Genomic DNA, 15,979 nt, shown 5'->3' with positions numbered 1-15,979 from the left:
TATTATCAATTATTGACATTTACTATATTTCCTGTACTGGCTCGGCGTTTGATTCATATATTTCGCAAAACTTCTTTGAAATGAAGAAATATTTCCAAACCCTACCTCATTTGAAATCTGTGTAATACTTTTTTCAGTTGCAGACAAGTAACTACAAGCAATCCTTATTCTAATCTCTTCTAATAATTCTTGCACACTCCGCCCAAATTCTTCTCTCACTCGTTTTTCCATAAGTGGAACTTTCATCTTCAAAGAAATTGACATTTCTTCCAAATTAAATGATTTCTGAAAATGTAATAAAAGATATTGTAAAATCTGTAAACCTTCTTCAGCAGATAGCATCTTGGCTCCACATCCAATATTTTTTCTCTGATATTCTCTAACACTCATTTTCATATAGCGTTTAAATACACGATAGAAATCTTCCACTCCTGTAAACCCTAAGTAATCACTGATATATTGTATATTCAAATCTGGGAAATGAAGTAACGCACATGCATTATATATTTTCCCCATTTTCTGTAATTGAAAAAATGTATATCCACATAATTTTACAATTTTTCGATTTAATGTAACCGAAGTCATTCCCAATTCTTTTGCATATTCCTCTAATGATACCGTTTTACTTGTATTCAGCAATACTCTTTGTATCACATTCCAAATTGGATTTTTATCTTCATTGTTCTTCTTTTCTCTTTCCATAGCATATCTACAATATAAGGCATGAAGTTGCATAGCATAATAAATATGAATATTCTGATAAGCAAATCTTTGCTCTTTTTCCTCAATTAATAATTCCCGAAAAATTCCATTGACCTTTTTCTTTTCATCCTCTTCTAGTTGCAATAATGGATATACCTTATAAATCAATGCTTCATTTTCCCATACTTTTCTTTGTTCAAAACAAAGAAACATAAATACTCCTATTTGAAAAGAAATTTTCATGCAACATAAGGGCTCACGAATATTTTCAATTCTATAAAATAAATGCATATATAAACAAAAAAAACTGCCTTCTTTCAGATGGTATTTTTCTCCATTAATCCAAATATCTGCATCTCCACTTTCTATATAATAAATTTCTGTCTGTTCATGAAATTTTTGTTCTATCGGGCTTACAATATGCTTTTCAGAAACATATATTTGCTTTTCTTTCAAATTATAATAATCAATTCCCGTAAACCAATCTTTCTGATACCACATATATTTTTTCCTCCAACTATTTAATTGTTTCCTATGAGATAAAAATAGCACCTTGCGATAGCTCATCGCAAAGTGCTCACAATTTCTAGTAAGATTTTCCCCAGTAAACCATATGTTTCGCAGGTTTTCCACAACAAATACATACATCTGATAAATGTTCTTGTTCTGGTGGGATACAACGCGAAGATGCTCCCCCTGTCTGTGCTTTGATTTCATCTTCACAAGCTTCATCTCCACACCACATCGCTTTAATAAATCCTCGATTTTCTTGAAACTTCTCAATCATTTCATCCATAGTAACCGCAGTGTCAATATGTGAATCAAGGAATGCTTTTGCTTTAGCAAACATATCCTTTTGAATGTTCTCTAAAATTTCTCCTAATTTTGTTACAATTTCATCTAAAGATACAACGATCTTCTCTCTTGTATCACGACGCACAACAACCACTTGATTGTTTTCAATATCTTTTGGTCCAATTTCAATACGGGTTGGAATACCCTGCATTTCTTGTTCACTGAATTTCCATCCTGGACTCTTATCTGAATCATCCATATTAACCGCATATCCAGCAACCTTTAATGCATTCATAAGTTCTGTTGCTTTTTCAAGCACACCTTCTTTATGCTGTGCAATTGGAATTACTCTTGTCTGCACTGGAGCGATTCTTGGTGGAAGAATCAGACCACTGTCATCCCCATGTACCATAATCAATGCACCAATCATTCTTGTGGTTAATCCCCAAGATGTTTCATATACACTGTGTAACTCGTTATTTTTATCCAAATATTTAATATCAAATGCATCTGCAAATCCACTTCCAAAGAAATGACTTGTAGCTGCTTGTAATGCTTTTCCATCATGCATCAACGCTTCTACTGTATAAGTATCTTCAGCACCAGCAAATTTTTCACTATCTGTTTTCTTCCCTGCAACAAGTGGAATTGCAAGACTTTCCTCAATAAAGTCTTTGTAAATTTTCTGCATCAAAATTGTTCTTTCTTCTGCTTCTTCATATGTAGCATGAATCGTATGACCCTCTTGCCATAAAAACTCTCTAGAACGTAAAAATGGTCTTGTTGTTTTCTCCCAACGAAGTACCGAACACCATTGGTTCCAAATCTTTGGAAGATCTCTGTATGATTGCACTGTTTTACTCCAATGATCGCAGAATAATGTTTCCGATGTAGGTCTAATACACATTCTTTCTTGAAGTGGCTCGTTTCCCCCATGCGTAACCCATGCAACTTCTGGTGCAAATCCTTCAATATGGTCTTTTTCTTTTTGTAATAAATTTTCAGGAATCAACATTGGAAGATACACATTTTCTACACCTGTTTCCTTAAATCTTTTATCAAGATCTGCTTGCATTTTTTCCCAAATTGCATATCCATTAGGCAGATAAACCATACAACCTTTTACTCCTGTATAATCACACAATTCCGCTTTACTTACTACGTCTGTGTACCACTGTGCGAAATCTTCATCTCTAGAAGTAATCGCTTCTACAAACTTCTTTTCTTTTGCCATAACATTTTCTCCTTTTACTATATGCTTAATAATTTACACAATAAAAATCGCCAAGATTTTTTCTTTCCCAAAAGGGACCGAAAAACCTCGGCGGTACCACCCTAATTAATTATAATAACATATACCTGTCAATTATAATTCTCTTTCTTCCCTTTAACGCAGAGATACGTTACGTTTTCACGCAAAGCTCAAAGGCAGGTTCTATATAGCATCCGTAGAAATATTCCACCAAAAATTTCCTCTCTATAACTTCCTCTATATATACTATTCCTCTTCATCGCCAATCTGTATAACTTACCGTAATTTTACGGGAAATATGTACCTTTGTCAAGTCTGTAAAACGAAAGGTTACTTCAATTCAAACACCATTTCCTTTTTTGTCTTTGGATGTATAAAACGTAAACGATATGCACACAATGCAATCTTATCCCATTTCTCTCTGTCATAATTACCTGCATTGTATTTTGCATCTCCCATAATTCCACAACCAATATTTGCTAACTGCACTCTTATTTGATGATGTCGACCAGTTTCTAAATATATGTGTACTATTGCTGTTCCATCTTTATTTTCATCAACCACTTCATAATGCAAAATTGCCTTTTTCGCTCCTACATCCTGCTCATTACATATCCTGGATGTATTAGATTTTTTATCTTTTATCATAAAATTAATTAAGGTCCCACTTTTTTCAGATGGACTTTTACAAACTATAGCTTTATATTGCTTTCCAAACTCTTTTTGTTGTAATTGTCTACTCAATTCTTTCGCAGCAAAAGGAGTTTTTGCAAAGACTAGCACCCCTTCTACCATTTGATCTAAGCGATGTATAACCGCAAGATAGGGTTCTTGTTTTTTTAGCGATTTCTGGTATAAATAATTTTTTAGCAAACTTACCATATCTTTCTCACCTATCCGGCTTGTCTGCGTAGCTATTCTAGGTAATTTATGACAAACAAGCAAATATTGATCTTCATATAAAATACAATCTTTGATATCCATTCATTTTCCCCTTTAGTTTTTATCTATTATACACAATTCATATAAAAAGTGCCACGAAATAAATATATTTCGTGGCAGCCTATTATTTTTGAATTTTATACAGCATTTTCAATCTCTGTTTCTTCTTGTAATGCTTCTTCATATTTTTCTAAAATCATCTTTTGTATTCTATCTCTTGTCGCAGAATTAATAGGATGTGCAATATCTCTATATTCTCCATCCAAAGATTTTTTACTTGGCATTGCAATAAATAATCCCTTTTCTCCTTCAATAACTTTTATATCATGTACTACAAATTCCTCATCCATAGTAATAGATACTACAGCTTTTAATTTTCCTTCCTTTGCTACCTTTCTTACTCGTACGTCTGTAATCTGCATATCTTTAGCCTCCTTAAATTAGAATATATACCTATCATTTTTTTCTACCACAACTTTTACGCCATTCTCACCTATATAACGAGTATTTGCTCGAATTGTATCTCTACTTTCCACGATACAATTTTCAATATATGTATTATCTCCAAGATACACATCATTTAAAATAATGGAGTTCTTAATAATACAGTTATTTCCAACAAATACTTTTTTAAATAAAACAGAATTTTCAACTGTACCATTTATAATACTTCCACTTGCAACCAAACTATTTTTCACAACTGCTCCTGGGTTATATTTTGCTGGAGGCAAATCGCTTACTTTAGAATATACTCTTGGCAATTCTTGGAAAAAATATTCTCTTACTTCTGGTTTTAAAAAATCCATATTCGTTTTATAATAAGCATCTACTGTTGAAATATTACTCCAATAATTTTTAATTTTGTATCCGTAAATTTTCTTTACATTCTTATAACGAATTAAAATATCTGTTACAAAATCATAATTCTCTTCCTCTGCTGCTTTCTCAATCAAATCAATCAACTGTCTTCTACGAAGTATATAGATTCCTGTAGAAATTGTTCTTGATTTTGCAAGCATTGGCTTTTCTTCAAATTCTTCAATCAAGCAATCCTCATTCATCTTGATTGTCCCATAACGTCTTGCAGTATCCCCCGGTTCTAAATCTTTACATACAACAGTAATATCTGCTTGTTTTCTAATATGATATTCTAAAACCTCATTATAATCCAATTTATAAACCGCATCTGCTGAAGTAATAATGACATATGGTTCATGTGATTTCTTCAAAAAATCAAGATTTTGATAAATTGCATCTGCTGTTCCTCTATACCAGTATCCGTTATCTTTTGTAATAGTAGGTGTAAAAACATATAAACCACCTTGTTTTCTTCCAAAATTCCACCATTTTGATGAATTCATATGTTCATTTAAAGATCGTGCGTTATACTGAGTCAATACTGCAACTTTCTGTATATTGGAATTAGTCATATTACTAAGTGCAAAATCAATACACCTATAACTTCCCCCAACCGGCATTGCTGCAACTGCACGTTTATCCGTCAGTTCTTTCATTCTATTGTTATTTCCACCTGCTAAAATAATACCTACTGCTCTCATACCTATCTTTCACCTGCCTTTATTAATGTTTCACCACTTTCAAGCACTCCACCTACATAATCTTCTTTTGATGTCACACCACTAATGGCGGTATTTTTTCCTATTTGTACATCCGACGGGATTACACTTTTTTCTCCTATTGTTGTCAATCCTGAATTATAAATATCTGGACGCATTTTATTTGGCTTGTCACTTCCTATTCCGATAGTAACATTATTTCCAATCTTTACGGTTTCTGCAATAATTGCTTTGTCCACCACACAATTCTCGCCAATTTCTGTTTCATTCATAATAATGGAATCTCTTATGATTGTTCCTTTTCCAATACGTACCCTTGAACCTAAAATGGAATTATGTACCTCACCATAAACACTAGCACCATTACAAATAATACTTCTTTCAACCACTGATTGATCCGAAACATAATTCGGTGGAAGTACACCCGAATTTGTATAAATCTTCCAAAACTCTTCATATAAATTAAATTCTGGAATAATATCGATTAATTCCATGTTCGCTTCCCAATACGAACTTAATGTTCCAACATCTTTCCAATATCCATTATATTCATATGCGAATAATCTCTGATTTTTGCTGTGACAATATGGAATAATATGTTTTCCAAAATCACAATTTGGCTGACTTGATAAATCTTGCAAAGCCTGCTTTAAAACTGGCCAACTAAAAATATAAATTCCCATAGACGCTAAATTACTTCTTGGCTGTGCTGGCTTCTCTTCAAAATCTTCAATTTTTCCTTCTTCATCCGTAATTACAATACCAAAACGACTTGCTTCTTCTAATGGCACTGGCATTGCTGCTATAGTAACATCTGCATTATTTTCTTTATGAAAATCCAACATTACTTCGTAATCCATTTTATAAATATGATCTCCAGACAAAATCAAGACATAATCTGGATTGTATGCACTCATATAATCCAAATTTTGATAAATAGCATTTGCTGTTCCCGAATACCACTCACTACTTGTACTTTTTTCATACGGAGGTAATACCGTTACTCCTCCTACATTGCGATCTAAATCCCATGGTATCCCAATTCCAATATGTGTATTTAATCTTAATGGTTGATACTGCGTCAATACCCCTACTGTATCAATTCCAGAGTTGATACAGTTACTTAACGGAAAATCTATAATTCTATATTTTCCACCAAACGAAACTGCAGGCTTCGCTACTTTTGCTGTTAAAACGCCAAGTCTACTTCCTTGTCCGCCTGCTAAAAGCATTGCTATCATTTCCTTTTTTATCATGTCATCGCCCCTTCCAGTAATAATAATTTTATTATATCACACACAAACCCATCCGTGAACATTTTTTACAATTTCTTTGAATGTTTTTTTCTTTTTTCATACAATTATGACAAAAAGAAATGGCTTGGCATTTTATCCTACAATAGTTATAATATAATCGTAGACTATAAAATATGTTAAAAAATGTAAAAAAAAGAATGGGGAGCATTTTTATGTATAAAATTGATTTTAAAAAGCCAATCCATGTGCATTTTATCGGTATCGGTGGAATCAGTATGAGTGGTTTGGCTGAAATTTTATTAAAAGAATCCTTTACTGTTTCTGGGTCAGACAATAAGGAATCTTCTCTTACGCAACATCTCACTAAAAAAGGTGCCAATATTTTTTACGGACAAAAAGCAGCCAATATTGTTAGCGGTATTGATGTTGTCATTTATACAGCTGCTATTCATGAAGATAATGAAGAATTTGCAGAAGCTGTTCGTCAAAATATCCCAATGTTATCTCGTGCCGAACTTCTTGGACAATTGATGACAAACTACGAATGTCCGATCGCCGTTTCCGGGACACATGGAAAGACAACTACCACTTCCATGTTATCTCATGTCCTTTTAGCTGGAGAAAAAGATCCTACTATTTCTGTTGGTGGTATCTTAAAAGCAATTAATGGAAATATTCGTGTAGGTAATTCAGGCATATTTGTTACTGAAGCTTGTGAATATACAAATAGTTTTTTACACTTTCTTCCAAAGATAAGTGTTATCTTAAATGTGGAAGAAGATCATATGGACTTTTTTAAAGATATTCACGATATTCGTCACTCTTTCCATCGTTTTGCACAATTACTCCCTCAAAATGAGGAAGGCACTCTTGTAATTAACGGTGAAATTAAAAATATAAATTCTATCACAGATGGACTTACTTGTCGTATCTTAACTTATGGTCTAAACGGCGATTATGATTATTGTGCAAAAAATATCTCTTACCATGAGACAGGTTGTCCTTCTTTTGACTTTTTCCGTTTTGGAGAATTTATTGATCGCATCTCTCTTTCTGTTACAGGAGATCACAATATATCTAATGCTCTTGCAGCTATCGCAGTAGGAGAACTTACAGAAGTTCCTTTAACTTCAATAAAAAAAGGACTTTTATCTTTCTCTGGAACAGATAGACGCTTTGAATACAAAGGCGAAAAAAATGGATTTACAATTATTGATGATTATGCACATCATCCTACAGAAATTACAGCTACACTTTCTTCTGTAAAACATTATCCACACAGAGAAACTTGGTGTATTTTCCAACCACATACTTATACAAGGACGAAGGCCTTTTTCCATGAATTTGCAGAAGCTCTTTCTCTAGCAGATCATGTCCTCCTTGTTGATATTTACGCAGCTAGAGAAACAGATACTTTAGGAATGTCTTCCGAAATTCTTGCTGAAGAAATTCAAAAATTAGGAACAGATGCACACTATTTTCCTGATTTTAAATCAGTGGAAAATTTTGTGCTTAAACACTGTATCCCCGATGATTTGTTGATAACTATGGGTGCTGGAGACGTTGTAAACATTGGAGAATCATTACTTTCCACATAGTTATCCACATTATCCACATTTTTTTTATCCACAAAAAAGCTAAGTTTTCCACCGAAAAGTTCTTTGTCCTATGCTAATATAGTGTTATAATACGCATACGAACGAAGAAGAACTTACTTTTTGAAGGGGTAAAGATACAATGAAAGCATTAAAATTACACAATCATCTTCAGATGAATTCTACATGTATTGAAAATGATTTTATAGATAATTATATGGCACGTGCAAATGGCGAATATGTGAAAGTGTATCTGCTATTGCTTCGTCATTTGCAAAATCCATGTACCACTGTGACAATCTCTACTATTGCTGATTGCCTTGAGAATACAGAAAAGGATATTTTGCGTGCTTTAAAATACTGGGAAAAAGAAGGATTGATTACTCTTACTTATACTTCTAATAACGAAATTGACAGTATTAACGTAGGTGGTATACCAACTGAGACGGAGAATGAAAGTACTATTGAAGAACTCACTCCTATTACTGAACCAACACCAATTGTTATACCTGAAAAACTTACCGAGGAAAAACCTTCTACAAAGAATTCTAATATTGAACAAGTTAAGAATCGGAAAGAATTAAAATCTTTGTTATTTATTGCTGAACAGTATCTTGGAAAAACATTATCAGCAACAGATATTGAATCCATCACTTATTTTTATGACAACTTGCATTTTTCTGCAGAACTTGTAGAATACCTAATTGAATACTGTGTGGAAAATGGACACAAAAGTATCCATTATATTCAAAAAGTAGCTCTTGCATGGTCAGAAGAAAATATCACAACGGTAGAAGAAGCAAGAAATAGTTCAAAATTTTATAACAAAAACTGCTATTCAATTTTAAATGCTTTTGGAATTAAAGGACGTTCTGCTGCCGCACCAGAATTAGCTTATATCAAAAAATGGACAGAAGAATATGGATTTACTCTAGATTTAATCATCGAAGCATGTAATCGCACAATGGCAAAACTGCACCAACCAAGTTTTGAATATACCGATTCTATTTTAAAAAAATGGATTACGTCCAACGTGCATCATCTTGCTGATTTACAACGCCTAGATTCTGCTCATAGACAAACAGTAATTCATAGAAGAGCAGAGACAAGACCTGTTGTAAAGAATAAATTTAACAACTTTGAAGGTCGTACTTATGATTATGATTCTTTGGAAAAACAACTTTTAAATCAATAATTAAAGGAGAGTATCGTGGCATTAAAAAACGCTCAACATGATATGATTATGCGTAACTATGAACAGAAGCAGTTACATAGTCAAAATATTTTAACGAAACGCTATAATGAAATTTATGAAAAGATTCCCAAGTTTAAGAACCTTGAGGATTCTATTTCTATGCTTGGAGTAAAATATGCCCGTAAGTTTCTTGATGGAGATATTCACGCTTTAGAAGAGTTTCGTGTACAATTAAATACTCTTTGTCAAGAAAAATCGGATTTACTTATAAAAAATGGATATCCAGAAAATTATCTTGAACCTGTTTATGAATGTGCATTGTGCAAAGATACAGGTTATATTGGTAACGAAAAATGTATTTGCTTTAGACAAGCAACTATTGATCTTTTATATACCCAATCTAATCTGAAAGAGATTCTAAAAAAAGAAAATTTTGATACTTTTTCTTTTGATTACTATTCTGATAATTTTGTTGATGCAAAAAGTGGTCTATCCTCATTGACCGCTATTAAAAAAGCTTATCAAACTTGTCTTGAGTTTGTAGAAAATTTTAATGAAAATTTTGAAAACCTGTTTCTCTATGGAGATACAGGGGTAGGAAAAACGTTTCTCTCGAACTGCATCGCAAAAGAACTTATTGATAAATCTCATTCTGTAATTTATTTTACTGCATTTGAACTTTTTAACATCTTTGAAAAAAGTAAATTCGGAAGAGATGAAACTGCCGAAGTGATGAATTCTCATATCTTCGACTGTGATTTGCTAATTATTGATGATTTAGGAACTGAATTATCTAATTCATTTACTACTTCACAATTATTTTTATGCTTGAATGAACGCCTTCTGAAAAAAAAATCTACAATTATTTCAACAAATCTTGCATTGGAAACTTTTTCAGATTATTATTCACAGCGTACATTCTCACGCATTACAAGTAACTACAAACTTTTAAAACTTATAGGCGATGATATTCGCCTAAAGAAGAAACTAATGAATATGGAGGCAAACTAATGTTACACCGAAAAGAACGCAACTTAGAAAACATCCCTGTAGGAGCTCTTGGTATTATTGCTGTTGATGGCTGCCAAGCACTAGGAAATAAGGTAAATGATTATCTTGTAAAATGGCGTAATGAAAGCACGCTAGATATATCTACATCTGAAGTTTTCACAGGATACAAAAAAGACTCTTACCTTATTGATGCAAAAGTTCCACGTTTTGGTTCTGGAGAAGCAAAAGGAATTATCAATGAATCTGTAAGAGGTAAAGATTTATATCTTATGGTTGATGTTTGTAATTATAGTTTAACTTACTCTCTTTCAGGTCATAAAAATCATATGTCACCTGATGATCATTTCCAAAACTTAAAAAGAATTATTGCTGCAATTGGTGGAAAAGGACGTCGCATCAATGTTATTATGCCATTCCTTTACGAAAGCCGCCAACACAAGAGAAGTAGTCGAGAATCATTAGACTGTGCTCTTGCTTTACAAGAACTTGTTTACATGGGTGTAGATAACATTATTACATTTGATGCGCATGACCCTCGTGTACAAAATGCAATTCCACTTAGTGGATTTGAAACAATTCGTCCAACTTATCAATTTGTTAAAGGACTTTTGCGTGCAGTTCCTGATTTACAAATTGATAGCAAACATATGATGGCAATTAGCCCTGATGAAGGTGGTACAAGCCGTGCTGTTTACCTTGCAAACGTTCTTGGTCTTGATATGGGTATGTTTTATAAACGTCGCGATTACACACAAATCGTAGATGGACGTAATCCTATTGTTGCACATGAATTTTTAGGTTCTGATGTAGAAGGAAAAGATGTTATTATCATTGATGATATGATTTCTTCTGGTGATAGTATTATTGATGTTGCGACTGAATTGAAACGAAGAAAAGCCAAACGTATCTTTGCTGCTGCAACATTTGGTTTATTTACAAATGGTCTTGCTAAATTTGATAAAGCATATGAAGACGGTATTATTCATGGTATTTTAACAACAAACTTAATTTATCAAACACCTGAATTATTAAGTAAACCATATTATATTAACTGTGATATGAGCAAATATATTGCTTTAGTTATCGATACATTAAATCATGATGGTTCTTTAAGTTCTATTTTAAGTCCAAACGAACGTATTCAACATATAGTTGAAAAGTATCGTAACGGAGAACGTATCTAAATCTAATAGAATAGATAATAAAAAGATTGCACAAAAGTGCAATCTTTTTATTATCTACATTCATGATGTGTATATGAAATTCCCATTTTTTCTAATAATTCTTCTTCTCGTTTCTGACAGGTAAATAATAACACCTGCTTTTTATTTTCTGATAACCATTTCAAAGTATACTGTAATCTCTTTTCATCATAAAATGCAAATGTTTCATCTAAAATAACTGGAAAATCTTCTTCTGTCATAATTTCAATAGATGCCATACGCAATGCAAAGTAAATTTGCTCTATCGTTCCCCGACTTACTCTTTCAATAGGAATCTTTTTCTCTTCTGTCAATAAACTTATTTTCAAATTATCCTCTATAAGCAAACGCTTATATTTTCCACCTGTGATCTGCTGAATAATCTCAGAAGTTTTTTCATTTAATACCTGTCCTAGACTTTTTTGCATACATTTTGAAACTTCAACTAATTTTGCGGCAGCCAAATCAATTGCCTCTTTTTTTCGTTTCCAATCCTTATGCTCTTCGTTTTCTTCTTGTAATTCTTCCAACTGTTCTTCAAGATTACTATGTTGCACTTGCTTTTCTTTTAGTTCCTCAAAAACATGATTTCTTTCCCAGCGCAATTTTCGAATGGTATTTTCATTTTCAATATCTTCCTCGTTTTTTCCGCCTTCTTTCATTCTATTCCAAATATAAATCCCTTCTGCCAAAGCTCCCACAATTACAATAAGATAATTCCAAGGACGAGGAATAAAAATAATAATGGCCATAAAACAAACTAAAATGCCAAGTACTTCCATAGGATGCACTCTCCATTTAGGTTTTTCCTCTTTCTTCTTTTCTTGTAATTCTTTTACTTTAATTTCTTCATCTATTGCTTCTAATTTCTGTTCTATTTTATGAATATCTCTCCAAACATAAGATGATTCTAAGGCAACCTCTTCACGTTTTCTATCTACTTTTATTAATTCTTCTTTAAATTGTTTCTCTATTTCTTTCTTTTTATTATTTAAATATTTCAACGCTTCCTCTAAATGGATTTCTCCATCGCCTGTTGTATAATAATTCGTAGCATAGTCTTGAAGTCTGCTTGCAAGACTTTGATCTGTCTTAGCCTTCAATTGTCCTATAGAAACTGTATTTTCAAACATATCCAATGTTTGTCCTTCAAGGAGAATTTGCAGATCTCCTTTTTCCACAGATAGCTCTTCTCCATCATCTTCACAAATCAGATTTACACTTTTAGAATATTTATCAAAATTTCGTTCTAGACGAAATTTTCTATTTCCACATGAAAAACGTAATATTCCTGCATAAAAATTAGGGTTTTCCCAGGGTTCATACTGACTAAACTCATCATTTAAAGATGCTCGTCCTCTCCCTCGTTCCAAACCAAAAAACATACTTTTAATAAATGTATACAAAGTTGTCTTTCCAGATTCATTTTCACCATATATCACATTTATTCCTTCTGTAAATTTCCATGATTTCCCTGAAATTTTCCCAAAGTTTTTTATAATGGTTTCCAGTAACTTCATTCCTTTGTTATCCCTTCTTTGTTTCCAAAAGTGCCGACACTCCTTCATAAAGAGCCATATATTCTAAACTATCTAATTCACAATTTCCCATACTTTCAATATACTTTCCAAGTAAATTGTCCTTATTTTTCTCTTTCAACTCTTCAAAGTGATATGCCGGTTTTGTCTTATCAACAATTTCTAAAATATTTCCAAACGGATCGGTATTAGAAACATCAAATTCAATATCTGCATTTCTAAACCCTTTAAGAATAATTTTATACATATTTTTTATTCCCCGTTTTTCTATAGATATTTTTATAATTTCTCTCAACTGCATATTCGTTACAGTCTCATCTATTTCTAAACACATGTGCACATATTCTCGTAAAGCAAATGGCACAAATCTTGTTGTAACCACACCACCTTTAATCTGTCCTTCTATATACCCATGTACACCTACATCATTTTTATCAATAGGCTCTAGTGCCCCTGGATAAACTATTCTATTTTTTTCAATAGTCATAGGTTTGTGTATATGTCCTAGTGCAATGTAATCATATCCTAAAGAAATCAATTCGTTTCTATTAATTGGGATGTGTTTCTCATCTCCTCCATGTGCTAAAAGAATTTCATTTTTTTGCTTCTTCCAAGCATTTGCTTTTGCATATTTTCTATCTGTAATTTCTCTCTGATAATAACTAAAACCATAAATAGCTGTATCATACTCTGGAAATTCTATACAACTTAATCGATCACTCAAAAGTGGAAATACATTTTTACTCCATCGAAATGTCCTATAGTATGAATTCCACTTAACATAATCATGATTTCCTGCTATAAAGACAACCTTCGTTGTTGTTAATTTAGAAAAAAGGTAATCCACTTCCTTCAATTCTCGTAACAGTGGTTGCCTATGAAACAAATCCCCAGATATAAGCAATAAATTTATTTCTTTTTGTTCACATATCTCAATCACTTTTGCAAAACTTTCCCAAATTTCATTCCCACGATTTGCACTATACTTTTTTCCTGCGTCTGCCTTTGCCCCCAAGTGCACGTCTGCTATATGAATAAACTTCATCTTTTTCCCCTTTCGGTAAACTCACAATAAATTTTGTTTGCTCTTCATTACTTTCTGCGCATATTGTCCCTGAATGTAACTCTACAATTTCTTTTGCAATCGCTAATCCTAATCCAGCACCGCCTGTAGAACTTGACCTAGCATTATCTACACGATAAAATTTTTCAAACAATCTATCTAATTTTTCTGGCGGAATTTGTTTACCTCTATTAATAAATACAATCTCAATATAATCATCTGTATCTTTTGCCTTGATCTCTATAAGAGTATCTGGATAACAATATGTAATAGCATTTCTCAAAATATTATCAAATACCCTTGCCAACTTGTCAGGATCTCCCTCAACGACAAGATTTTCTTCTGTATATACTTTACACAAAAGATTTTTTTCTCGTAAAACTCCATACAATTCATCTGCCAACTGTTCTAACATCATACTTAAATTTAATTCCACTTTTTCTAATTCAATATTTTGTAAATTAAATCTTGTAATTTCAAAAAATTCACTAATTAGTTCTCCCAGTCGCATTGCCTTTTCCAACGAAATATGTGTATATCTCGCTCTCTCTTCTTCTGACATTTCTGGATGGGAATCAATCATGCTTAAATATGCTACAATTGAAGTTAATGGCGTTTTTAAATCATGTGCAAGAAAAACCACTAAATCATTTTTCCGATTTTCTGCTTCAATTGCTTCCATTTCTCTTTTCTTTAGGGTTTCTTTAATTTCATTCAGTCGCTTTTCAATAGGATGTAATTCTGTAATCAAATGTACTGGCTCCGTAGAATCCGAAATAATATTTTCAATTCCTTCTTCAATTTGATGAAGATAATTTGTCATTTTTGATAGAGCAATATAAAATAATAGAGCAAATAAAGATAAAAAACCTACCATCATAAACAAGTCTTTATTATTTCCGATAAACTTCCAATACCAATGTATTGCAGTTTCTCTTTCCACTCCCATATTCATCAGTACATCTACGAAAATTTTCCCAAAACTTTCATTATATATACCATCGATAACATAATTCAAAAGAAATGTTCCCACCAATACTGTCAACGCTGTCACAAATACAGTCTGTAATAAAACACTTAATTTTAACTTTCGGTATTTATTCCTCAACTTTATATCCAACTCCCCATACGGTTTTAATGAAATCCGACTTACCTGTCGGCTCGCTCATTTTTTCTCTCAAATGTCTAATATGAACCATTACTGTATTATTACTATTTTTATAATACTGTTCTTTCCACACTGTTCTAAATAACTCTTCAGAGCTGATTACTCTCCCTCTATTTTCACATAGTAACCAAAGAATATCAAATTCAATTGGTGTTAACGTCAATTCTTTATCGTAATAAATACATTCATGGGAAGTTCTATTTAAAAATACAGCACCAAAATCAATGATATTTCCTTCATTTTTCCCCATATCATTATATTGCGTATATCGTCTTAACTGGGCTTTTACACGAGCAACTAACTCAAGTGGATTAAATGGTTTTGGAATATAATCATCCGCACCTAAAGTCAACCCTGTAATCTTATCCATATACTCAACTTTTGCTGTAAGCATAATTACTGGAAATGTATACTTTTCTCGAATTTTTTTCAAAATTTCAAATCCATCAATATCTGGTAGCATTACATCTAAAAGTGCCAAATCTATTTTTGTATTTGTTATGCAATCCAATGCTTCTTGTCCTGTGTAAAACTTATAAATATGATATTGATCACTTTGCAAATAGAGTTCAACTACATCTGCAATTTCTCTTTCATCATCAACTACTAAAATATTCATACTCTTTTCCTCTTAATTCTCTTATACAAAAGGGCGTGGAAATTCACTTTTCCCACGCCCCATT

At 32.4% G+C, this 15,979-nt stretch carries 14 protein-coding genes and 1 other annotated feature; of the genes, 4 read left to right on the top strand and 10 right to left on the bottom strand.

The annotated features are described in order from the left end of the window. Positions 1-9: 9 nt before the first annotated feature. The 6 genes from ACY2U7_RS06555 to ACY2U7_RS06530 all read right to left on the bottom strand — a co-directional run bounded on the left by ACY2U7_RS06555 (position 10) and on the right by ACY2U7_RS06530 (position 6,524). A complete protein-coding gene (locus ACY2U7_RS06555) occupies positions 10-1,203 on the bottom strand; it encodes a helix-turn-helix domain-containing protein (protein ID WP_461812569.1) in 1,194 nt (397 codons plus the stop codon). An 85-nt stretch (positions 1,204-1,288) separates the two neighbouring features. After that, positions 1,289-2,731 (bottom strand): proline--tRNA ligase, encoded by a 1,443-nt coding sequence (gene proS / locus ACY2U7_RS06550; RefSeq protein ID WP_461812568.1) that lies wholly within the window; start codon positions 2,729-2,731, stop codon positions 1,289-1,291. A gap of 69 nt (positions 2,732-2,800) precedes the next feature. Then, positions 2,801-3,018: a binding site (T-box leader), on the bottom strand. A gap of 61 nt (positions 3,019-3,079) precedes the next feature. Then, positions 3,080-3,733, bottom strand: a complete 654-nt coding sequence (locus ACY2U7_RS06545; RefSeq protein ID WP_461812567.1) for an RluA family pseudouridine synthase — start codon at positions 3,731-3,733, stop codon at positions 3,080-3,082. 95 nt (positions 3,734-3,828) lie between these two features. After that, complete coding sequence (gene spoVG, locus ACY2U7_RS06540; RefSeq protein WP_461812566.1) at positions 3,829-4,113, bottom strand: septation regulator SpoVG; 285 nt, start codon at positions 4,111-4,113, stop codon at positions 3,829-3,831. 18 nt (positions 4,114-4,131) lie between these two features. Continuing rightward, positions 4,132-5,250, bottom strand: coding sequence for a glucose-1-phosphate adenylyltransferase subunit GlgD (glgD, locus tag ACY2U7_RS06535; protein WP_461812565.1), 1,119 nt, complete (start codon positions 5,248-5,250; stop codon positions 4,132-4,134). Positions 5,251-5,252: 2 nt separating this feature from the next. Next, positions 5,253-6,524 carry a glucose-1-phosphate adenylyltransferase gene (locus ACY2U7_RS06530; protein ID WP_461812564.1) on the bottom strand — a complete coding sequence of 424 codons (1,272 nt, stop codon included), beginning with the start codon at positions 6,522-6,524 and terminating at the stop codon, positions 5,253-5,255. A gap of 212 nt (positions 6,525-6,736) precedes the next feature. Here ACY2U7_RS06530 and murC point away from each other — a divergent pair, with 212 nt between their 5' ends. The 4 genes from murC (at position 6,737) to ACY2U7_RS06510 (ending at position 11,509) form a co-directional block, all read left to right on the top strand. Further along, a complete protein-coding gene (murC, locus tag ACY2U7_RS06525; protein WP_461812563.1) occupies positions 6,737-8,122 on the top strand; it encodes a UDP-N-acetylmuramate--L-alanine ligase in 1,386 nt (461 codons plus the stop codon). Between the two features lie 139 nt (positions 8,123-8,261). Beyond that, entirely contained in the window at positions 8,262-9,314 is a 1,053-nt protein-coding gene (locus tag ACY2U7_RS06520; protein WP_461812562.1) for a DnaD domain protein, read from the top strand. A 15-nt stretch (positions 9,315-9,329) separates the two neighbouring features. Continuing rightward, positions 9,330-10,325 carry an ATP-binding protein gene (locus ACY2U7_RS06515; RefSeq protein WP_461812561.1) on the top strand — a complete coding sequence of 332 codons (996 nt, stop codon included), beginning with the start codon at positions 9,330-9,332 and terminating at the stop codon, positions 10,323-10,325. Further along, the gene (locus tag ACY2U7_RS06510; RefSeq protein ID WP_461816086.1) at positions 10,325-11,509 is read left to right on the top strand and encodes a ribose-phosphate pyrophosphokinase; all 1,185 of its coding nucleotides are present in this window, start codon (positions 10,325-10,327) and stop codon (positions 11,507-11,509) included. The genes ACY2U7_RS06515 and ACY2U7_RS06510 overlap by 1 nt, the downstream gene beginning before the upstream one ends. Positions 11,510-11,559: 50 nt before the next feature. Here ACY2U7_RS06510 and ACY2U7_RS06505 read toward each other — a convergent pair whose 3' ends face one another. From ACY2U7_RS06505 to vanR, 4 genes are read right to left on the bottom strand one after another with little or no spacing between them, the layout of a single operon-like run. Beyond that, positions 11,560-13,047 (bottom strand): ATP-binding protein, encoded by a 1,488-nt coding sequence (locus ACY2U7_RS06505; protein WP_461816085.1) that lies wholly within the window; start codon positions 13,045-13,047, stop codon positions 11,560-11,562. A 7-nt stretch (positions 13,048-13,054) separates the two neighbouring features. Next, positions 13,055-14,110: a metallophosphoesterase family protein gene (locus ACY2U7_RS06500; RefSeq protein ID WP_461812558.1), complete on the bottom strand. Its 1,056-nt coding sequence runs from the start codon at positions 14,108-14,110 to the stop codon at positions 13,055-13,057. Then, positions 14,046-15,236: a sensor histidine kinase gene (locus ACY2U7_RS06495; RefSeq protein ID WP_461812557.1), complete on the bottom strand. Its 1,191-nt coding sequence runs from the start codon at positions 15,234-15,236 to the stop codon at positions 14,046-14,048. Before ACY2U7_RS06495 ends, ACY2U7_RS06500 begins: the two co-directional genes overlap by 65 nt. Continuing rightward, complete coding sequence (vanR, locus tag ACY2U7_RS06490; RefSeq protein WP_461812556.1) at positions 15,226-15,915, bottom strand: VanR-ABDEGLN family response regulator transcription factor; 690 nt, start codon at positions 15,913-15,915, stop codon at positions 15,226-15,228. The genes ACY2U7_RS06495 and vanR overlap by 11 nt, the downstream gene beginning before the upstream one ends. Between the last annotated feature and the right edge of the window lie 64 nt (positions 15,916-15,979).

It is taken from the genome of Faecalimonas sp., assembly GCA_029264305.1.
Lineage (GTDB): Bacteria > Bacillota > Clostridia > Lachnospirales > Lachnospiraceae > Faecalimonas.
The sequence above is the reverse complement of the archived record's forward strand: the minus strand, read 5'-3'. Positions and strand labels throughout refer to the sequence as shown.